General features: G+C 45.5%; 13 protein-coding genes. 9 read left to right on the top strand and 4 right to left on the bottom strand.

Annotated elements, in window-relative coordinates; translation table 11 throughout:
- Positions 1 to 127: 127 nt before the first annotated feature.
- Positions 128 to 1,315, bottom strand: a complete 1,188-nt coding sequence (gene tyrS / locus AB4274_RS10480; protein WP_017059402.1) for a tyrosine--tRNA ligase — start codon at positions 1,313 to 1,315, stop codon at positions 128 to 130.
- A 129-nt stretch (positions 1,316 to 1,444) separates the two neighbouring features.
- On the opposite strand from tyrS, the gene AB4274_RS10475 reads away from it, so the two are divergent.
- Entirely contained in the window at positions 1,445 to 2,734 is a 1,290-nt protein-coding gene (locus tag AB4274_RS10475; protein WP_102557008.1) for a peptidoglycan DD-metalloendopeptidase family protein, read from the top strand.
- Between the two features lie 93 nt (positions 2,735 to 2,827).
- Here AB4274_RS10475 and AB4274_RS10470 read toward each other — a convergent pair whose 3' ends face one another.
- The 3 genes from AB4274_RS10470 to erpA form a co-directional block, all read right to left on the bottom strand.
- Positions 2,828 to 5,920 carry an efflux RND transporter permease subunit gene (locus AB4274_RS10470; protein ID WP_136977820.1) on the bottom strand — a complete coding sequence of 1,031 codons (3,093 nt, stop codon included), beginning with the start codon at positions 5,918 to 5,920 and terminating at the stop codon, positions 2,828 to 2,830.
- 10 nt (positions 5,921 to 5,930) lie between these two features.
- On the bottom strand, positions 5,931 to 7,055 hold the full coding sequence (locus AB4274_RS10465) for an efflux RND transporter periplasmic adaptor subunit (protein ID WP_372111974.1): 1,125 nt from the start codon (positions 7,053 to 7,055) through the stop codon (positions 5,931 to 5,933).
- A 271-nt stretch (positions 7,056 to 7,326) separates the two neighbouring features.
- The gene (gene erpA, locus AB4274_RS10460; RefSeq protein WP_004734539.1) at positions 7,327 to 7,668 is read right to left on the bottom strand and encodes an iron-sulfur cluster insertion protein ErpA; all 342 of its coding nucleotides are present in this window, start codon (positions 7,666 to 7,668) and stop codon (positions 7,327 to 7,329) included.
- Positions 7,669 to 7,964: 296 nt separating this feature from the next.
- On the opposite strand from erpA, the gene hemL reads away from it, so the two are divergent.
- The 8 genes from hemL (at position 7,965) to AB4274_RS10420 (ending at position 20,980) form a co-directional block, all read left to right on the top strand.
- Positions 7,965 to 9,260, top strand: a complete 1,296-nt coding sequence (hemL, locus tag AB4274_RS10455) for a glutamate-1-semialdehyde 2,1-aminomutase (RefSeq protein ID WP_010436060.1) — start codon at positions 7,965 to 7,967, stop codon at positions 9,258 to 9,260.
- Positions 9,261 to 9,602: 342 nt separating this feature from the next.
- Positions 9,603 to 10,688 carry an AI-2E family transporter gene (locus AB4274_RS10450; RefSeq protein WP_136981638.1) on the top strand — a complete coding sequence of 362 codons (1,086 nt, stop codon included), beginning with the start codon at positions 9,603 to 9,605 and terminating at the stop codon, positions 10,686 to 10,688.
- A 110-nt stretch (positions 10,689 to 10,798) separates the two neighbouring features.
- Positions 10,799 to 11,821 carry a 16S rRNA (guanine(1207)-N(2))-methyltransferase RsmC gene (gene rsmC / locus AB4274_RS10445; RefSeq protein ID WP_372111972.1) on the top strand — a complete coding sequence of 341 codons (1,023 nt, stop codon included), beginning with the start codon at positions 10,799 to 10,801 and terminating at the stop codon, positions 11,819 to 11,821.
- Between the two features lie 216 nt (positions 11,822 to 12,037).
- Positions 12,038 to 15,427, top strand: coding sequence for a response regulator (locus AB4274_RS10440; RefSeq protein WP_372111970.1), 3,390 nt, complete (start codon positions 12,038 to 12,040; stop codon positions 15,425 to 15,427).
- Positions 15,428 to 16,127: 700 nt separating this feature from the next.
- The gene (locus AB4274_RS10435; RefSeq protein ID WP_017056650.1) at positions 16,128 to 17,810 is read left to right on the top strand and encodes an ABC transporter substrate-binding protein; all 1,683 of its coding nucleotides are present in this window, start codon (positions 16,128 to 16,130) and stop codon (positions 17,808 to 17,810) included.
- A 169-nt stretch (positions 17,811 to 17,979) separates the two neighbouring features.
- Positions 17,980 to 18,966: an ABC transporter permease gene (locus AB4274_RS10430; protein WP_017059409.1), complete on the top strand. Its 987-nt coding sequence runs from the start codon at positions 17,980 to 17,982 to the stop codon at positions 18,964 to 18,966.
- A 2-nt stretch (positions 18,967 to 18,968) separates the two neighbouring features.
- A complete protein-coding gene (locus AB4274_RS10425; RefSeq protein WP_017056648.1) occupies positions 18,969 to 19,994 on the top strand; it encodes an ABC transporter permease in 1,026 nt (341 codons plus the stop codon).
- A 2-nt stretch (positions 19,995 to 19,996) separates the two neighbouring features.
- Positions 19,997 to 20,980, top strand: coding sequence for an ABC transporter ATP-binding protein (locus AB4274_RS10420; protein WP_372111968.1), 984 nt, complete (start codon positions 19,997 to 19,999; stop codon positions 20,978 to 20,980).
- Positions 20,981 to 21,035: the final 55 nt, after the last annotated feature.

Below are 21,035 nucleotides of genomic sequence, written 5' to 3'. Positions count from 1 at the left end.
TCTCCAGAATTACTGTCAATTTGACAGCGCGCATAGTGTAGCAATAGGCGTTTCAAAGTTTCGTCAATTTTAAGTCAATAAAAAAGGCATCCGTGGATGCCTTTGGTTCAATTATTGATGTGCATTATTACTTAATAGTAATACGAGCAAACTTACGCTTACCTACTTGGTAAACGGCAGTACCTGCTTCAGGCACGAATTTGCTGTCTTCAATCTTCTCGCCTTCAAGCTTAGCAGCGCCTTGCTTGATCATACGCATCGCATCAGAAGTCGAGTTTACAAGACCCGCTTCTTTTAGAACGTTCGCAATTGGCAGGCCTGCTTCGAATTCAAACTCCGGCATTTCATCAGGAACTTGGTTCTTAGCAAAACGGTTAACGAACTCTTGCTCAGCGGCTTCAGCATCTGCTTCACTGTGGAAACGAGCGATGATCTCTTTAGCAAGAAGCACTTTAACGTCACGCGGGTTCTTACCTGCATCAACGCCAGCTTTCAGTTCCGCAACTTCTTCAAGAGGACGGAAAGACAGCAGCTCGTAGTAGCTCCACATTAGATCGTCAGAGATAGACATGATCTTACCAAACATCTCGCTTGGTGCTTCGCTAATACCGATGTAGTTATGCGCAGACTTAGACATCTTCTTAACGCCGTCTAGACCAACAAGTAGTGGCATCATCAGTACCGCTTGTGGTTTCTGACCTGCCGCTTTTTGCAGTTCACGACCCATTAGAAGGTTAAACTTCTGGTCAGTACCGCCAAGCTCAACGTCGCTCTCTAGTGCAACAGAGTCGTGACCTTGTAGAAGTGGGTACATGAATTCGTGGATTGCGATCGGTTGACCACCAGCATAACGCTTTTTGAAGTCATCACGCTCAAGCATACGAGCAACAGTTTGGTTAGAAGCAAGACGAATCATGCCTTCAGCGCCAAGCTCAGATAGCCATTCAGAGTTGAAACGAATTTGCGTCTTCGCAGGATCTAGAATCTTGAATACTTGCTCTTTGTAAGTTTCAGCATTCTTCAATACGTCTTCGCGGCTTAGCGGTGGACGTGTTGAGTTTTTACCTGATGGGTCACCAACCATTGCAGTGAAATCACCGATAAGGAATGTCACTTCATGACCAAGCTCTTGGAAAGCACGAAGCTTGTTAAAGATAACCGTATGGCCTAGGTGGATATCTGGAGCTGTTGGATCGGCACCCAGCTTAATGCGTAAAGGACGACCTTCTTTTAGTTTTGCAATCAGTTCGTCTTCTGGAATCAGTTCTTCTACGCCACGTTTGATCTCGGCTAGTGCAGCTTCAATACTCGCCATTCTTGTTCACTCCCACAGATTTGGCAAAAATACATTAATTAGACATCTTACTTGAATAGCGATGTATTTTGAAACCAGTTACACTATTCCGTCGTCGATTTTCATAATATTTACAGAACGAACCGGAACATGTTGTCTATTTTTGCACGCCTTCCTATTTTGCACCGGGCTTTTATCGCATTTTTTAGTGCCATAATTTTCGTCGCGATTTTCTTACTCCCCGACGTCAACAGTTTGCGTGACGATTCGGGCGCTTTAGTTGTGGGAAAACATTACCCACTGACTATCAATGCCTCTGCGCTTATTAGCTCAAGTGACGCTCCACCGACGGCAGTGCTCAATTGGGAGAAATACACCGTTCGCTCTGGCGAAAGCACCTCTGTTTTATTTGAACGTATTGGCCTCTCATACCGCCTGCTGATCACGCTACTCAATACCAATGATGATATTAAGAAGCAGCTGTCTAATCTAAGACCTGGCGATGTCTTGCAGTTCGGCTTCGATGAAAACAACGACCTTATTCAGTTAAAACGACAACTTAGTGCATTTGAAAGCTTCAAGATCACTAAGTCTGGCGATTCTTTCTCATCAAGTTTCGACAAAAAAGAAGTGGCCTATCAATACAATTATGCCGAAGCCAACATCACCTCTAACTTCTGGAACGCTGGCGTAAGCGCAGGTTTAACCGCAAACCAAATTATGGAACTGGCGGGCATCTTCGGTTGGGATATCGACTTTGCGTTAGATATTCGTAAGAACGACAGCTTCAAAATCTTATACCAAGAGAAAGTGGTTGAAGGTGAAGTGGTTGGTCGCGGTAAGATCATGGCAGCCGTATTCAAAAACCAAGGCGATTCATTTACCGCGGTATTGGATGATAAGAGCGGCAACTACTTCGATGAAAATGGTCGAGCAATGAAGAAAGCGTTCTTGCGCTCACCAATTGATTTTCGTCGCGTAACATCAAACTTTAATCCTACCAGGAGACACCCAGTAACCGGTAAGGTTCGAGCTCACCGCGGCACTGACTACGCAGCCCCTGTTGGCACGCCTATCTGGGCGGCTGGTGACGGTATCGTTCAGAAATCCGGTTACAACCAATTCAATGGTAACTACGTGTTCATCCGCCACAGCAACACCTACATCACCAAATACCTGCACATGAAACGACGTATGGTGAAAACTGGTCAGCGCGTAAAACAAGGCCAAACCATTGGTACTTTGGGCGGTACAGGCCGTGTGACTGGCCCGCACTTACACTATGAATTCTTGGTTAATGGCGTACATAAAAATGCGCGTACCGTGAAATTGCCTCAATCTAAGTCGTTAACCGGTAAAGCAAAAGCAACATTTATTGCGAACTCAGAGATTCGACTGAGTAACCTAGAGCGATACGGCCAGTTGCTAGCGACTAATTAGGCTACTAGCGACCAATTAGATTAATAGCCATATAAACCAACGAAAAGAGCGCCCACCAAGGCGCTCTTTTTTATGCTCACATACCACAACTAGCTACTGTTTTTCAGGTTTGTTGTTCCGTCCAAGCATTAACAAACAAGGGGTTAATACTAAAGTCAGCACCGTGGCAAACGCCAAACCACCAGCAATAGCGGTCGCAAGCTGTGACCACCATTGTGTACTTGGCGCGCCAAACTCTATCTTTTGATTAATCAGGTCGATGTTCATCTCTAACACCATCGGCATTAAACCTAAGATAGTCGTAACCGTCGTGAGCATTACTGGCCTTAAACGCTGAACTCCGGTTCTTAGAATCGCATCTCGCTTGTCCAAGCCTCTTTTGATGAGCCGATTATAAGTATCAATCAACACGATGTTGTTGTTCACGACTATGCCGGCGAGCGCTATTACCCCAATTCCCGACATCACAATGCCAAACGGACGTTGGAAGATCAGTAAGCCAACGAACACGCCAACGGTCGAAAACAATACAGCACTCAGAATCAAAAACGCTTGATAGAAGCTATTGAACTGAGTAATCAGAATCAAAGCCATTATCGCCAAAGCAACCAAGAAAGCACTTTGTAAAAAGGCTGACGAGTTTTCTTGTTCTTCGTTTTGACCACGGATGCGAAATTCCACGCTACTCGGCAGCCCTAGCTCACTCAATGCTTGTTCGATCTTTGGTAGTTCGAGAGCAAGGTTATACCCTTCTTCCATATCCGCCATGATGTTCACCACACGCTTGCCATCAAGGCGTTTAATGGTGTCTTGCTTATGGTCGGGAACGATCTGAGCGAAATTAGTAATAGGTACTAAACCTGCTGGCGTTTTCACCCTAAGCTGGTCGAAGCGCCCGATATCACGCTTATCATTAGGGTAGCGCACCAAGATATCGACCTCTTCTGAAGAGTCATCGGGCAGATAATCACCAATCTTGAGACCATTAGTCACGAATTGAACGGTATTACCCACTAAGGTCGCATCAGCTGCAAAACGCGCAGCATCGTCGCGGCGAATATCCACCTTCCAATCGATGCCATCTTTACTCGCAGTATCGCTGATATTGGTCAGTGCTTTATTTCCATCAGCCCAACCTCTCACAATTTTTGCAGCCTGATTGAGCTGCTCTGGAGTTCTTGCCGACAGCTCAATCACTAAGTCATTTTCAACCGGAGGCCCAGCATCAGGGAACTTATATTCAATCTCAACACCAGCGTATTGATCGGTTTGTACCTTCAACTCATCAATAATCGCCTTAACGCTGCGTCGATATTGCCAGTCAACAGGCGTAATTGAGATCAAACCAATCTGGTCGTCACCACCAGTACGCGTGTAAACGGTATCGAACTCATCATGATTGAGCATCATCAGTTCAATATCACGCATGATGTCATCCTTTTCTTGGATAGACAGATCCCCATGCGAGCGAACTTTGACATTAAAGAATGGCGGATCAACTTCTGGGAAGAACTCTGCACCTAGACCCGCTTTTGAATAAGTAAAACCAACTGCAACCGCGAGCAGTGCCGCACTGAACAAAATCTTAAAGGGGTGTTTAATCGCTAAAGAAAGCGTGTGGTAGTAAGCCTTGGTTAAACCAGTAGCCTGTGAAAAGTCACCATTATGCAGTGCGACCATTCGAGCTTGGCTTTTAGACGATACGTATTGAGGTTTGCCAATCAAACCGCCCAGCACGGGCACAAACAACAACGCCATGATCAATGATGCAGTTAAAGTCGCGATCAGAGTTAGTGGTAAGAACTTCATAAATTCGCCCGTCACATCAGGCCAAAACAGTAACGGGGCAAATGCGGCTAAGGTTGTGGCAGTCGATGCGGTTATCGGCCACGCCATCCGTTTCGCTGCATCTCGGTAAGCGGCTTTGCGCCCTTCACCCTCTTGCATTCGCCTGTCTGCAAATTCGGTCACCACAATCGCACCGTCTACTAGCATCCCCACCGCCATAATCAGAGAGAACAGCACTACGATGTTGACGGTTAAGCCAAACACCGAAAGAACCAATAACCCGGTTAGGAATGAGCCTGGAATGGAAATACCCACTAACAAAGCGGTACGCACACCAAGAATGGCGATGATAACGATCACCACCAGAATAATGGCGGATAAGATATTGTTTTGCAGATCATTAAGCATGATCTTCACATCTTTAGATTCATCCCAGGTGTATTTGACCAACAGGTTATTTGGCCATTCCGCTTGCTGCTGAGCACCAGCCATTACCGCTTTGACTAGCTCAACGGTTTCGATGATGTTCTCACCTGCACGCTTCTTGATATCCAACACCACCGCAGATTTGCCATCTAAACGAGCAAAACTTTCAGGATCTCGAAACGCTCGACGAACCGTAGCGACATCGCCAAAAGTGACCACCTGCTTGCCATCCACTTTAATAGGCAACTCAAGCACGTCTTTTAAGGAGTTAAATACCGAAGGGACTTTGACAGAAAAACGTCCGTAGCCAGTATCAACAAAACCTGCGGCCACCACTCGATTGTTCAGAGCGATCAGATTATAGATATCCGCTTGATCTAAGCTGTAGCTCTCCATCAATAACGGATCGACAATGATCTCGACGATGTCAGCGCGATCGCCCGCAATATCGACTTCAAGGATTTGGCGATAGCTTTCTAATTTGTCTCCAAGCTCTCGGGCAATTTGCACTATGGTGCGCTCAGGAACGGTACCGAATAGCACAACAGACAAAACAGGTTGCTCAGAAGCCAGCGTCACCTCATTTACGGTCGGTTCGTCACTGTCTTCTGGTAGTTTTGGTTTAGCCAGATCAACCGCGTCACGCACATCGGCCATTGCTTTGGTGAGATCGACGCCAACATTAAACTCCAACACAACAGAGGCATGCCCTTCTGCTGCGGTTGCTGTCATCTCTTTTACGCCTTCAATCGACCTCAGCTCTTGCTCAATAGGTCGAACCAATAAACGTTCTGCATCCGTTGGCGAGATCCCTTGGTGCCCGACCGAAACATAGATAATTGGGATGGTAATGTCTGGGCTCGATTCCTTAGGTATAGTGATATAGGTGACGACACCGGCTACAAGGATTAACGCTAAAAGGGAGAGCATTGTTCGAGCACGAGACAAGGCTGCATCAATAATTGAATACATCGGTTATCTCCTACTCTGCGGTTACGTTAGAGAGTTCAGCGACTTGCTCAACAGCAATCACCGAATCACCATCACGCACAAACCCTTGGCCTACTGTGATGATATCGACGCGTTGACCTAGCCCCGTGAGCCACACTCCATCTTGTTCGGCCTTTACTAGCTGAATGCCTACAAACTTCACCGTTGGTGAGTCATCGACTGAAACCAAGGTTTTGACCCCGAGGTTACCCGCCTCATCCAATGCCAGCATCGCCGGTGTTATCTTGATTGCGTCTCTTGTTTCTAGGTTGAGTTTTACTTCGGCACTGACACCTGCAGGTAATAGGCCTTTGGAGTTATCGATTTCAATCTCGATTGGAAAAGTATTAGTAGAAGCAGAAGAGATTCGAGAAACATAACGTAAGCGGCCTTCCGCTTCTTCTCTTCCCAACAAGCGAACCAAGGCAGACTGATTAACTAACAAATGCTGGATATGACGTTCACTGACATCGGCTTCGATGACCAGAGGATCGAGGTCAATCACTCCCGCGACCGGATCGCCAACCCCAACAAAGTCACCAAGCTCAACCATCAAGTCTTGAACCACACCCGAAAAAGGCGAAGTAATCACAGTGTTCTTTAAAGCCAATTCCGCATTGCGCTTCATGGCCTTTGCTTCCGTTAGTGAAGCCTCTGCGGTGGTGTAGGCGATTTCGCCTTGCAGTCCTCTTTTCTTCAGTGACTGCGCCGCTTTGAACTCTTTCTGCTTCAAGCGATATAAAGCCGAGGCTCGCTCTAGTTGAATCTCTAAATCACCCTTATCTATCTGGGCAATGGCTTGTCCTGCTTTAACCATATCCCCCTTAACAACGTTCAATCTGACAATCTTGCCCGCGACTTCTGCACCTAGACGAGCATGCCTATCGGGCGCAGTTCTTCCATAGAGATCAATCGTTTTAAAGGTCGGTGATGAGGTGAAGGTTTGAAAGGAAACCTTAGCCAACGGAATTTCTGTTGCTTTTTTCTCAGGCGACTCTTCTGCTTGCCCTACGCCTAAACCAAGCCAGATCGACAACAACACGACTAGAGTCAGAGAAACCAGCCACGGCTGCTTCAATTTCTGAAAAAGTGGTGAGTTAGAAAATAGAGTGGGCATAACAAATCCTTTTGTCCGATGTCATTCAGGCGCGCTAGTTGGCTTAATAGCGTGATGTGCAACTTCCTTATGCACAAAGGTAACCTTAACAGACCAATCCTCAACGAAGTTGGACGCTATCGACAGTTTAAAAAATATGCCGTGTACTAAAAATGAGAGGAATGCTTTGAAAAGTAATAAGTTACTAAGTAAAAACAAAAACGCCGAACATAAGTTCGGCGTTTGAAATGTATCTAATACAGCTTTGATCTCAAGCTATTTTCAACTCATGCTATACGCTGAATGATGCGCCACAACCACATGTTGTTGTAGCGTTCGGGTTGTTCACAAAGAAGCGTGCGCCTTCTAGGCCTTCAGTGTAATCAACCATGCCGCCCATTAGGTACTGTAGGCTCATTGGATCAACAACCAGCGTTACACCGCTGTTTACAATTGTAGTGTCGCCATCATTTACTTTTTCATCAAATGTGAAGCCGTATTGGAAACCGCTACAACCACCACCTGTAATGTATACACGCAGTTTTAGTTCTGGGTTTTCTTCTTCAGCAATTAGCGTTTGTACGCGGGTAGCTGCTGCATCAGAAAAAGACAATGGGATATTTACTTCGCTCACGACAACCTCTCTTACCTGTGTCAAAAACAACATGATACAAATCTAATTCGAGACCATAGTTGTTGAGTATTTTCTTATATTCCGGTGATTATCTAATACCTGACTGAAACGTTCAAGTATTCACCACAGGATCGGTCCTTTTACTGCTGTAAACTCGCCAATATCTAACAATTAAAACGTGTAACCACACAAAACAACCAGATTCGGGTGATTATCTGGGCGAAAGCATTCCTAGTTGGATTAGGGATAGGTACAATGCGTGCCAATTGGTCCGACAGTCAAAAGAGGATATATCAATGACCAAATCAGCAGAGCTGTACGAAAAAGCACAGCAAACCATTCCTGGTGGCGTAAACTCTCCAGTTCGTGCATTCAATGGCGTAGGTGGTTCTCCAATCTTCGTTGAACGCGCTGATGGCCCACTTATTTTTGATGCTGATGGTAAAGCGTATATCGATTACGTTGGCTCTTGGGGTCCAATGATCCTTGGTCACAACCACGCGGTTATTCGTGACGCAGTTATTGCAGCAGCTCAACGCGGCCTTAGCTTCGGTGCTCCAACCGAAACTGAAATCAAAATGGCTGAACTGGTATCTGAGATGGTTCCATCAATGGAACAGCTACGTATGGTGAGCTCAGGTACAGAAGCAACAATGAGCGCGATTCGTCTAGCTCGTGGCTTCACTGGTCGTGACAAAATTCTTAAGTTTGAAGGCTGCTACCACGGCCACGCAGACAGTCTACTGGTAAAAGCTGGTTCCGGCGCACTGACTTTAGGTCAACCAAGCTCTCCTGGTGTACCGGCTGACTTTGCTAAGCTGACATTAACGGCAACCTTCAACAATCTAGATTCAGTACGTGAAATCTTCGCAGCAAACAAAGGCGAGATCGCTTGTATCATCGTTGAGCCAGTAGCGGGTAACATGAACTGTATCCCTCCTGTAGAAGGCTTCCACGAAGGTCTACGTGAAATCTGTGATCAAGAAGGTGCATTGCTAATCTTTGATGAAGTAATGACAGGTTTCCGCGTTGCTGAAGGTTGTGCTCAGGCTTACTACAACATCAAGCCAGACCTAACGTGTCTTGGTAAAGTGATTGGCGGCGGCATGCCTGTCGGTGCTTTCGGTGGTCGTAAAGACGTGATGCAATACATCGCACCAACTGGCCCTGTTTACCAAGCGGGTACGCTTTCAGGTAACCCTGTTGCAATGGCTGCTGGCTACGCATGTTTGAACCTTCTACGAGAAGAAGGCAACGAAAAGCGTCTAGCTTCAAAAACTAAGCAGTTGGCAAAAGGCTTCAAGCAACTTGCTGACAAGCACGGCATCCCGATGCTAGTTCATCAAGTTGGCGGTATGTTTGGTTTCTTCTTCACTGACCAAGAAACTGTGACGTGCTACGAAGATGTAACTAAGTGTGATGTAGAACGCTTCAAGCGCTTCTTCCACCTAATGTTAGATCACGGTGTTTACCTTGCACCTTCAGCATTCGAAGCAAGCTTTACTTCTCTTGCTCATGGTTCAAAAGAACTTGATGCAACACTAGAAGCTGCTGACCGCTCTCTTGCGATCATTGCTGCTGAAAGCAAATAATCGAAAGCACTTTATAAGTCGCTAACCGATTGAATTTAGGGCTGCATTAAATGCAGCCCTTTTTTATATATCGCGCTCACCAGCCACAAATATGACAGCTTATTTAGCCGTCGACTAAGGCTAAAGCTGAACCAAAAGCATTAACGTTCCCAGAAAAGGAAAACCAACAACATCAAGGTACCAAGGAACATTCTGAACCAAGGGATCTCTTTTTTTGTTTGCTGTTCTTCGTCTTGGCATTTCTTATCTTTATTACAGCATCCCATTATCAAAACTCCTCATTGCTAACTCTCTGTTTTGCAGCCATTATAAACTCAGAACGCAAATATAGAGACCATTACCGTGTCAGAAAAACTCAAAATCAATTCCAGCCACTGGGTGATCATCATTGCCCTACTCGCGGCGGCTTATGCTTGTTACTTGCTTATCGAGCCATACGTTAACTCTATCGTGATGGCCTTTATCATTTCACTATTGATGTTCCCAATCCATGAGTGGCTTGAAAAAAAGCTCCCGAATAAAGAAAACATCGTCTCTCTGCTGTCTTGTGTGATTCTGACTTTCATTATTGTTATCCCTTTATTGGCAGTATTCGCAGCAATTGTTCAGCAAGGTTCTCTGTTCTCTCAGAATACTTACCAATGGGTGACCCACGGTGGCATTCAGACTCTGTTTGCTCACCCGTTAGTGGTCAAAGCGCTGTCATTTGTGAATAACTACCTGCCTTTCGACAACATTGAGCCCCAAGCCATCGCACAAAAAGTCGGTGAGTTTGCGACCAGCTTTGGTTCTAAGCTAGTTGGTATCAGTGCGAAAATCTTAGGTGACGCGACCAATTTCTTGATGGATTTCTTCTTGATGTTGTTCGTTTTGTTCTTCTTATTAAGAGATCACGACAAAATCATCAGTGTGGTTCGTCATATTCTGCCGCTGTCTCGTAGCCAAGAAGACAAACTTCTAACAGAGATAGAGCAAGTATCTAAATCAGCAGTAATGGGCTCATTCTTAACCGCAATCGCACAAGGTTTTGCCGGCGGTTTAGGTATGTGGATTGCTGGTTTCCCAGGTCTATTCTGGGGCACAATGATGGGCTTTGCCTCTTTCATCCCAGTAGTGGGTACTGCATTAATCTGGATCCCAGCAGCAACCTACTTGTTCCTAACTGGTGATACCACGTGGGCGATTTTCCTAACGGTTTACTGTGTAGCGATTGTTGGTTCAATTGATAACCTGCTACGTCCGCTGCTGATGCAAGGCAGTGCAGGCATGAATACCCTGATGATCTTCTTCTCACTATTGGGTGGTATTCAACTGTTTGGCCTAATTGGTCTTATCTACGGACCATTGATTTTTGCGATTACCATTGTCCTATTCAACATCTACGATGAAGAGTTTAAGGACTTTTTAAACCAGCAAGACAAGAGTTAACGAACTTGACGTCAACTTGATTGGCGAACGAGTATTAAACACTTCAAGCTTTGGGCGGATTATGCGAAAATCCGCCCTCATTTTTTGCTAACGATTCAACAGAGTGTCCTATGTCAGCTTATATTGCCCCAAGCCAGATTGCTCAACGCCAACTCGCCTACTTTGAAGGCAAACATGTTTTAGTTGCCGGTGAGGCAGAAGACTTGTTCCCTGTTGAGTTAGCGAAGCATTGTGAATCTGTCTCTGTGTTTACTTCTAATTACAGCTACTACCGTCAACTGGAGGGTTGCAACACCATCCAACGTTTTTACGGGGCTGAGTTTACCGAAGAGACCAAAGCCGACTTAGTGATGCTGTACTGGCCAAAAGCCAAAGCAGAAGCGGAATTTCTGTTGGCGATGCTATTTGCCAAGCTAGGTAAAGATACCGAGATCGTCGTGGTTGGTGAAAACCGTTCAGGCGTGAAAAGCATCGAGAAGATGTTTGCTCCTTACGGCAAAGTTGTTAAATACGATTCAGCGCGTCGTTGCTCTTTCTACTGGGGTCAATGCTTCGATCAACCACAAGCGTTCAACCTGCAAGACTGGTTTAAGACCTACACGGTTAACATTGATGAACAACCTCTGACGGTAAAAAGCCTTCCTGGCGTCTTCAGTCACGGTCAATTCGATGTCGGTAGCCAACTTCTGTTGGATACTCTGCCAAAACTAAAAGGCAAGGTACTGGATTTTGGTTGTGGTGCAGGCGTCTTAGGCGCGGTCATGGCATCTCGTAATCCTGATATCGAGCTAGAAATGTGCGACATCAGTGCATTTGCCGTGGCATCAAGCCAAGCAACGCTAGAAGCGAATGGTTTAACGGGTAAAGTATTCGCTTCAGATGTCTATTCTGATACCGCACAAGACTACCAGTTCATCATCAGTAACCCACCATTCCATTCAGGTTTAGACACTAGTTACAACGCGACTGAGACCTTACTTTCTCAGGCTCCTAAGCATTTGAAGCGTTCTGGTGAGATGATTATTGTTGCGAATAGTTTCTTAAAATACATTCCAATTATTGAACAAGCGTTTGGAAAATGCTCGACTCTAAATAAGACCACTAAATTCGCGATCTATCACGCAAACAAATAACCTCTCTAGCACAGCGCAGGGTCATTATCTGCGCTGTCTGTTCATATTTTTGTCAAAACTCTATAAAAATGAGCTTTTGCACACGCTTTAAATACCACTTACTTGTCAAAGTAAAAAAACTCGTTAATTTCGTTAAATTGGAACCCGTTAATTCTATTCTCTGTACTTGTTTTCGCCCCTTTTAGCAGTACATCAAAGGAAAGTAGTACCCAATTTATGTTTAGATTCTATCGTAAGCAGAAGTTTAAGCGCCTTCAAAATACCCTAATGCTGGCATTTCTTGTCCTCAGTATTACCCCTGTGACACTTATCGCGATATTTTTCCTCCAATCGCACAGTCAGGATCTCCAGGAACAAAGCACCTCACACCTTGTTTCGGTTCGTGATACTAAGCAGCAGCAAATTGTCGATTACCTACAAGCTCAAGAATCCCAAGTGATGGGCTTTGTTCGCTCAGAATTGGCCAATGCCAGTGGCGGGCGATTTTATGGTTTGATCAATGCATTTCAACGATTGGGGTTAGATATTGACGAGGCACGCAGTAATGCACAGCAGCGCTATATTCAAGGCTCTGGCGATCAAATCAAAACGTCGATCCTCCCTGAATCCAGCAGCTTTATTGGCAGCGAGCGTTATCGCCTGCTCCACAAGCGCTACCATAATGCTTACCTAGAACTGCTTAAACGCTCTGATTTTGACGATATTCTCTTAGTTGATATCAACGGTAACGTCGCTTATTCCGTCTTTAAAAATGACGATTACGGCACCAATCTGCTGACAGGAAAATACAAGGACTCCAACCTAGGTATTACCTTTCAACGGCTAGCCAAAGACGTAACCGACCGACGCAAATCTAACGAAGATTACACGCCGGTTATCGTTTCTGACTTTAAAGACGAGAATGGCAAACAGACCGCATGGCTAGGCGCACCTATCGTTCAACAAGGCTACCTACACAGTTACGCGATGTTTAGGCTACCAATCAACGGCATTACTAAGTTGATTGCGGATCTCAACAAGAGTTCGAATATTCAAACGCTGCTTGTAGGTGATGATCACCTGCCGCGTAGCCTTGCTCATTCACAAGAATCTATCAACTTGAGCCTAGATGTTGTCGATAAAGCATTGGCTGGCGAAACAGCGGTTGGCACCTTCGACAACACCCTAGATCAAGCGATCATCGCGGCATATACGCCAATTGAGCTGAAATACGCAACATGGGCTCTTGTCGTAGAGCTGCCAGAGAAAGAGGCGTTTGCCCGTATTCATCAGTTAGAAAAGATCTTCCTGATCGTGATGCTAACGGCGATCATTCTGGTAGTCGTTGCATCGCACTATCTGTCTAACTTCATCACATCCCCACTGCTTAAACTGACGTGGGCTGCCGAAAAAGTATCGGCGGGTGATCTCGATGAAACCATGATCAATACCGAGCGCAAAGATGAGATAGGCCGACTCGCGGTGAGCTTCGAAAGAATGCAGCGATCTATTCGTGAAAAAATGCAGCTCATCAAAAGCCAAAACGATGAGCTTGAGGACAACCTTAAGACCATTCAAAAGCAAAACGAAGAGTTACAACTGGCAAATAAACTCAAAGATGAGTTCTTAGCGACTACTTCACATGAATTGAGAACACCACTGCATGGCATGGTGGGTATCGCTGAAGCGTTGATATCTGGAGCTAACGGCCCTATTCCTGCTAATCAGAAATATCAGTTGGATATCATCATCAATAGCGGTCAGAGATTGGCGACCTTGGTTGATGATCTGCTTGATTATCACAAGATGCGCTATGGCAGCTTAGATATTAAGAAATCAGCCGTTGATTTGTCGGCAGCCACCAGCTTGGTCCTAGAGTTGTCTCATCACCTATTGGGCAATAAGCCAATCCGTATTATTAACCAAGTCCCAAGTGATTTAGGTCTGGTTTCATCGGATCCTCAACGACTTGAGCAAGTGATGTATAACTTGGTCGGCAATGCCATCAAGTACACCTCAGAAGGTAAAATTGTTATCTCTGCCAGCGTTATCGATGACAACATTCGTGTACAAGTTGTCGATACTGGCCAAGGTATACCGGCCGAGTACCTTGAGCACATCTTTGAGCCATTGATTCAAGCAGGCCAAGATGCGAGTAACTACCGCCAAGGTGCAGGGCTTGGATTATCGATCAGTCGTCAGTTGATCGAGCTAATGGGCGGTTCACTGTACGTTAGTAGCCAACCAATGCTCGGCACTACGTTTAGCTTTACCCTGCCCCTAGCTACTCAAGATGAGTTAGACAGTTACAACGAATCAGGTCACTACTCGCACTTCCAAGCGCCTGATTTAATTGATAACAGCCAACAAGAAAATAGTGTTATCAGTGAAAACCCAGATGGCCCGTTATTGGTTATCGCCGATGATGAGCCGGTTAACCTGCGAGTATTAGACAGCTTCTTGAAGTTAGAAGGTTATCGAGTACGTACTGCATGTGATGGCCCTGAAACCATTGAACTGATTGAGAAAGAGAAGCCAGAGCTGCTTCTACTCGACATCATGATGCCAGGAATGAGCGGCTATCAGGTTTGTGAAGCACTGCGTAAACAGTATGACCATGCTCAGTTGCCAATCATCATGCTAACAGCCCTCAACCAAGCAGAAGACCGTGTTCGAGGTTTCGAAGCGGGTGCCAATGACTACTTGTCTAAACCGTTCAACAAACAAGAATTAGCGGCTCGAATAACAGCGCATCTATCAGCAAGTAAAGCTGAACAGAGACGCCTTGAAAACGACCAACTGCAACTCGAGCTCAAACATAGAGCGATGGTTGAAGCTAACTTGCTAGAAACTCAAGGCCGCTTACTAGAGCAACTAGAATCGGCACCTGAAGCCATCATCTGTATTCGTGATGACCAACGCATTCGCTTTGCTAACGAAGCCGCAGCTAAGCTATTCAGACGCGGACAGGAGCAACTCAAACGCTCAATGGCTGACGAGATCATTGCACCTAAATACCTTAAGGTAGAACAAGCCCACTACTGCGGTGACATTGATATCTATATAGATGACACACGTCAGCGCATACCAAGTGACATCCTTAAGCTGCCTGAAGGCTCAGGGCTCGACACCATGTATATCTTTAATGTAGGTGGTGGTGTTAACTCAAACCGAATCAATAACCTTGAAACGGCGGTTGAGGCTCTCTCTAGTTATGCCTTTGAAGGCGACAAAGATAAGTTACAGCAGCTGAAAGAGCTTGGCGGAGAATTTACTCGTCTTGCTGACAAGGCAACCGGTGAAGGTAAAAACAAGCAAGAGTTAATGCGTGAGGTACTGGTCGATGCGATGACGAATGCCATCATCTACTGGGAATCGGTGACTGGTGAAACCAAGTTTGCTTTCGCCGAGAAGAGTGGCTTGTGGCGCGTCTACTTAGACCGCAGTACGCTGCAAACTCGAACGCTAGACAAATACCTACGCGTAGAAACCCTACCGAAAACCCCTCGCTGGCGAACGGTACTGAGCTCAATCGAATTCATACTGGAACACTGTAAAGAACAGACGCCAGAAAGAACCCATATTGAGATGCTAAGAGATAAACTTCAGAAACTACTGACCAGTTAATCCCTGAACCAACATCACGATACTTTGAATAATGGAGCCCACCTAGCGTGGGCTTTTTTGTACGCCTAATAATCACAAAAAGTAGAATCCCATCGCTTGCAACGCACTTTTTTTACGCCCTTAAACAAGGAGGAATTCACGCCAATTACGTACAGTGTGAGCTCGTAACCGTCAGTACTTTTCGTTCTATTCTCAATCATATCTGACTCTTTGTTGCAGTTTGAGAAGCGAGTCACAACAGAACGGCAGATTTAATTTTCTAGGGAAATTTAACGTAAAACTGGCAAGTGACCGAGATCTACAATTATACCAACGTAGGGTAAGGCATTATAATAAAAAGCCTTTAAAGTTAGTGGCCACTTACAACCTGCAAGAACCTCAAAACCAAATGCGAGTCACATCACTTTAACAATTGCGTACGAAAAACCACCAAAGCAACCTATTTTGACGTTAATGACGTGGGGTTGTGTGTTTTTAACGTTTTTGACGGGAAACGAGTTTGATTAATTCATCGATAAGGTGTTTTCTTACTACTGCCAAAGGCCTACAGGCCACTCTTACCACTTCTCAGAATCAACGATGAATCTGGAGCAACGAAGAAGAGGTAGGCCTTTAACCAGAGTGTGTATCTACTAAACAATTTAGCGACAGATAACATTCAATCCATTAGTGAAATGAAAGCAAATAGTAAGGAACAGCTATGCTTGCCAATATAAAAAAAACAGCAATAGCAACAGCAATTATTGCAACTGCTACAACAGGTTTTGCATCAGTAGCAACCGCTGCAGAACGCAGTGAACTGACCGTTCACCCGAAAGAGTACACTACATTCGTACGTAACTTTAACCCGTACCTTGGTGCTACTAACCTACATACTACAACTGACTTCATGTATGAGCCGCTAGTAGTATTTAACGAAATGCACGGTAACACTCCAGTGTTCCGTCTAGCTGAAAACTTCAAGATGTCAGATGATCTGATGAGCGTTGTTTTCGACATTCGCAAGGGTGTTAAATGGTCAGACGGAGAAACTTTCTCTGCTGATGATGTTGTTTTTTCTTTCAACCTTGTAAAAGAGAAGCCAGAGCTTGACCAATCTGGTATCAACTCTTGGGTAACTTCTGTAGAAAAACTGAACGACAACCAAGTTAAGTTCACACTAACAGAAGCAAACTCAAACGTACCTTACGAGATTGCTAAAGTACCTGTAGTACCTAAGCACATCTGGAAAGACGTTAAAGATCCATCAACGTTTACCAATGAGAACCCGGTAGGTTCTGGTCCATTTACAGAAATCGATACGTTTACAGCGCAGCTATACATCCAGTGTGCAAACCCGAACTACTGGGATGCAGACAACCTAGATGTTGACTGTCTACGTGTTCCACAAATTGCGAACAACGACCAATTCCTAGGTAAAGTTGTAAACAGTGAAATGGACTGGACGTCTTCTTTCGTTCCAGATATCGATCGTACATACGCAGCAGCTAGCCCTAAACACCACTACTGGTACCCGCCAGCAGGTACACAGGCATTCATCGTTAACTTCAAGCACCCTGATGCTGCGAAGCATGAAGCATTGAGCAACGTTGACTTCCGTCGTGCTTTCTCTATGGCTCTTGACCGTCAAACTATCATCGACATCGCATTCTACGGTGGCGGTACTGTAAACGATTTCGCATCGGGTCTTGGCTACGCGTTTGAAGCTTGGTCTGATGAAAAAACTCATGACAAGTACAAAGGCTTCAACACTTACAACGCTGAAGGCGCGAAGAAGCTTCTTGCTGACGCTGGCTTCAAAGATGTAAACAAAGATGGTTTTGTTGACACTCCATCAGGCAAGTCTTTCGAACTAATGATTCAATCGCCAAACGGCTGGACTGACTTCAACAACACAGTTCAACTAGCGGTAGAACAGCTAAACGAAATCGGTATTAAAGCAAAAGCTCGTACACCTGACTTCTCTGTTTACAACCAAGCAATGCTTGAAGGTACATACGACGTAGCATACACAAACTACTTCCACGGTGCGGATCCATACACGTACTGGAACAGTGCTTACAACTCATCACTACAATCTGGTGATGGTATGCCTCGTTTCGCAATGCACTTCTACAAAAACGACAAGCTAGATGGTCTTCTAAACAGCTTCTACAAAACAGCTGATAAGAACGAGCAGCTAGACATTGCACACGGTATCCAGCAAATCATCGCTGCAGACCAAGTGACAATCCCTGTGATGTCTGGTGCTTACATGTACCAATACAACACAACTCGCTTCACTGGTTGGTGGAACGAAGAAAATCCAAAAGGCCGTCCAAACATTTGGGCTGGTATTCCAGAGCGTCTACTTCATGTACTGGACCTAAAACCAGTTAAATAAGTAATCGTTCAATCCTTGCGGCGTAACCTCTTACGCCGCTTATAAAAATCCCCACACTCTCAATTGAAAGTATGGCGCTAGTCGTCAGGGGGTTTTTCGTTCCAAATTTCGCTAGGAGCGACCTGAATCCAGAAACAGGGAAACAATCTGGGTGAGTAAGGTGTGAGTTATGGGTTATTTTTTAAGACGTTTGTCATTTTATTTTGTCGCGCTATTAGTTGCTGCGACGTTAAACTTTATTATTCCAAGAGCAATGCCTGGTGACCCAGTTACCATGATGTTTGCGAACGCTTCTGTACAAGTTACTCCAGAGCGTATTGCTGCAATGAAAGAACTATTAGGCTTCGTTGATGGTGGCTACTTAGTTCAATACGTGGCGTACATGAAGAACATTCTTAGCTGGGAACTTGGTACATCAATTCAATTCTACCCACTTTCTGTAAACACACTGTTGGGTGGAGCATTCGGTTGGTCGCTTTTCTTAGCCGGCACCGCAGTTATTCTTTCTTTCTCGATTGGTTCAATCCTAGGTATTTTCGCAGCGTGGAAACGCGGCAGTAAGTACGATGCCTTCGTAACGCCAGGGATGCTGATTCTACAAGCCGTTCCTCAAGTTGTTATCGCGATGATTGCACTATTTACCTTTGCAATTGGCTTGAAGTGGTTCCCAACAGGGTATGCCTACACCGCTGGTACTATACCTGATTGGACAAGCTGGGCATTCATTAAAGATGTCGCTTACCACGCCTTCTTACCACTGTTCTGTGCTTCTGTTGTTCAAATTGGTGGCTTCCTAGTAAACATGCGTAACAACATGATCAACCTATTAGCCGAAGACTACATCACCATGGCGAAAGGCAAAGGCCTGAGCGAAAACCGAGTGGTATTCAACTACGCAGCTCGTAACGCGATGCTACCTAGTGTGACAGCCCTGTCAATGTCGCTAGGTATGGCAATCGGCGGTCAGTTAATTATCGAAATCATCTTTAACTACCCGGGTCTTGGCAGCGTACTTTTCAACGCAATTAACGCTCGTGACTACCAAGTACTGCAAGGTCAGCTGCTTATCATGACGCTATTCATGCTGTTCTTTAACCTAGTTGCAGACATGCTTTACGTTGTTCTTGACCCTCGTCTTCGTAAGGGTGGTAAATAATCATGAAAGACTTTCTAAAACTCATTTGGCGTAACCCGATGGCCCTAACAGGCGTCATCATCCTAAGTATTTTTATTCTTGGCGCGATTGCAGCTCCATTAATCACCAAACATGTACCAGACAAGCGTACAGGTAACCCACACGAATATCCTGGTTTCGTGGTGAAGTCTGCACAAACTAACCCTGATGGCTGGGTTGCTCAAAATCTAGCAGACGACCGTCGTACATTGATCATGTCTAAAAAGGCAGACCACGTACTAGGTACAACTCGTATGGGTCGTGACGTTTGGTCTCAAGTGGTATACGGCGCACGCGTATCTCTTGCTGTAGGTTTTGGTGCGGGTCTAACCGTATGTTTACTCGCAACTGTTATTGGTGTTTCTGCAGGTTACTTCGGTGGCCGTGTCGATGACGTTCTAACAGCCGCAATGAACATCATGCTGGTAATCCCTCAATACCCATTACTGTTCGTAGTAGCAGCCTTTATCGGTGAGGCAGGGCCACTCACCATAACCTTGGTTATCGGCTTTATGTCTTGGGCTTGGGGTGCCCGTGTTGTTCGCTCCCAAACCTTAGCACTGCGTGAAAAAGAGTTTGTAAAAGCCGCTGAAGTTTTGGGTGAGTCTTCATTCCGCATCATCTTCGTAGAGATTCTGCCAAACCTTATCTCTATCGTTGGCGCAAGCTTCATCGGTTCGGTGATGTACGCAATCATGATGGAAGCAACCATCTCGTTCCTAGGTCTTGGTGACCCGAACACAATCAGCTGGGGCATCATGCTTTACAACGTTCAAACCTCTTCATCAATGCTGATTGGCGCTTGGTGGGAACTGTTGGCTCCTTGTATCGCATTGACACTACTTGTAACTGGTCTTGCTCTACTTAACTTCGCGGTCGATGAAATTGCTAACCCGCAACTGCGTTCTCACAAAGGCATGAAGCGTTGGAAGAAACTAGCAGCTCAAGACAAAGAAGAACGTGAACCGGAACTACCACCACAAAATGCACTTTGGAGCGGAGATAAATAATCATGTCTGAACCACTAATTTCTATCCGCAACTTATGCGTGGATTACATCACAGAGTCTGGCGATGTTCGTGCGTGTAACAACGTAAGTTTCGACATCGCTCCAGGTGAAGTCTTCGGCCTAGCTGGTGAATCTGGCTGTGGTAAATCAACGGTCGCTTTCTCTCTTATGCGTCTTCATAAGCCGCCCGCTTACATCAGTGGTGGTGAGGTTATCTTCAACGGTGAGAACATCCTTGAATACAGTGATGACCGTATGCAGTCGTTCCGTTGGAGTGAGATGTCGATGGTATTCCAGAGCGCGATGAACGCACTCAACCCAGTACTACCGATGGAAGAGCAGTTCTGTGACGTAATCATGCGTCACACCAACATGACTCGCGAGCAAGCTAAGCAGCGTGCTGAAGGTCTACTTGAAATCGTCGATATTCACCCGAGCCGATTGAGTGACTATCCTCACCAATTCTCTGGCGGCATGCGTCAGCGCTTGGTTATTGCTATCGCGTTAGCACTGAATCCAAAGCTGATCATTATGGATGAGCCGACAACCGCACTTGATGTGGTTGTGCAACGCGAAATCCTACAAAAGATCTATGCACTAAAAGAAGAATTTGGCTTCTCAATTCTGTTCATCACCCATGACTTGTCATTGATGGTCGAGTTCTCTGACCGCATCGGCATCATGTACTCAGGTGAGCTAATCGAAGTGGCTAACTCTCAAGATATTCTAGAAAACCCTTACCACCCTTACACCAAAGGGCTGGGAAATTCTTTCCCTCCACTGACAGGGCCAAAGACAAAGTTAGCAGGTATTCCGGGTAACCCTCTGAACCTGTTAGAGATCCCTGAAGGGTGTCGTTTCCAAGCTCGTTGTGACCGTGTACATGAAAAGTGTACCAAGGTGCCAACCAAGCTGCGTTCTATCGACCCGGGACATTTGTCTAACTGCCACCTGTACGGTAACCCAATAGTACAAAGGAAGCTATAGCTTGCACGCTGACTCAGCGTGAATAACGAACAAGGCGGCTCGACCGCCTAAAAAC

Origin of the sequence: Vibrio sp. 10N.261.55.A10 (assembly GCF_041470825.1) — a bacterium.
Taxonomy (GTDB): Bacteria; Pseudomonadota; Gammaproteobacteria; order Enterobacterales; family Vibrionaceae; genus Vibrio; species Vibrio crassostreae_C.
Note: the sequence above shows the minus strand (reverse complement) of the source record. Positions and strands in the feature narration are given on the sequence as shown.

Bases quoted from the DNA above. Each gene is read 5' to 3' on its own strand.
- AB4274_RS10465 (WP_372111974.1), bottom strand. From the start codon at position 7,055: ATGCCCACTCTATTTTCTAACTCACCACTTTTTCAGAAATTGAAGCAG.
- rsmC (WP_372111972.1), top strand. From the start codon at position 10,799: ATGTCAGCTTATATTGCCCCAAGCCAGATTGCTCAACGCCAACTCGCC.
- AB4274_RS10475 (WP_102557008.1), top strand. From the start codon at position 1,445: ATGTTGTCTATTTTTGCACGCCTTCCTATTTTGCACCGGGCTTTTATC.
- AB4274_RS10470 (WP_136977820.1), bottom strand. From the start codon at position 5,920: ATGTATTCAATTATTGATGCAGCCTTGTCTCGTGCTCGAACAATGCTC.
- AB4274_RS10425 (WP_017056648.1), top strand. From the start codon at position 18,969: ATGAAAGACTTTCTAAAACTCATTTGGCGTAACCCGATGGCCCTAACA.
- AB4274_RS10430 (WP_017059409.1), top strand. From the start codon at position 17,980: ATGGGTTATTTTTTAAGACGTTTGTCATTTTATTTTGTCGCGCTATTA.
- AB4274_RS10435 (WP_017056650.1), top strand. From the start codon at position 16,128: ATGCTTGCCAATATAAAAAAAACAGCAATAGCAACAGCAATTATTGCA.
- hemL (WP_010436060.1), top strand. From the start codon at position 7,965: ATGACCAAATCAGCAGAGCTGTACGAAAAAGCACAGCAAACCATTCCT.
- tyrS (WP_017059402.1), bottom strand. From the start codon at position 1,315: ATGGCGAGTATTGAAGCTGCACTAGCCGAGATCAAACGTGGCGTAGAA.
- AB4274_RS10440 (WP_372111970.1), top strand. From the start codon at position 12,038: ATGTTTAGATTCTATCGTAAGCAGAAGTTTAAGCGCCTTCAAAATACC.
- AB4274_RS10420 (WP_372111968.1), top strand. From the start codon at position 19,997: ATGTCTGAACCACTAATTTCTATCCGCAACTTATGCGTGGATTACATC.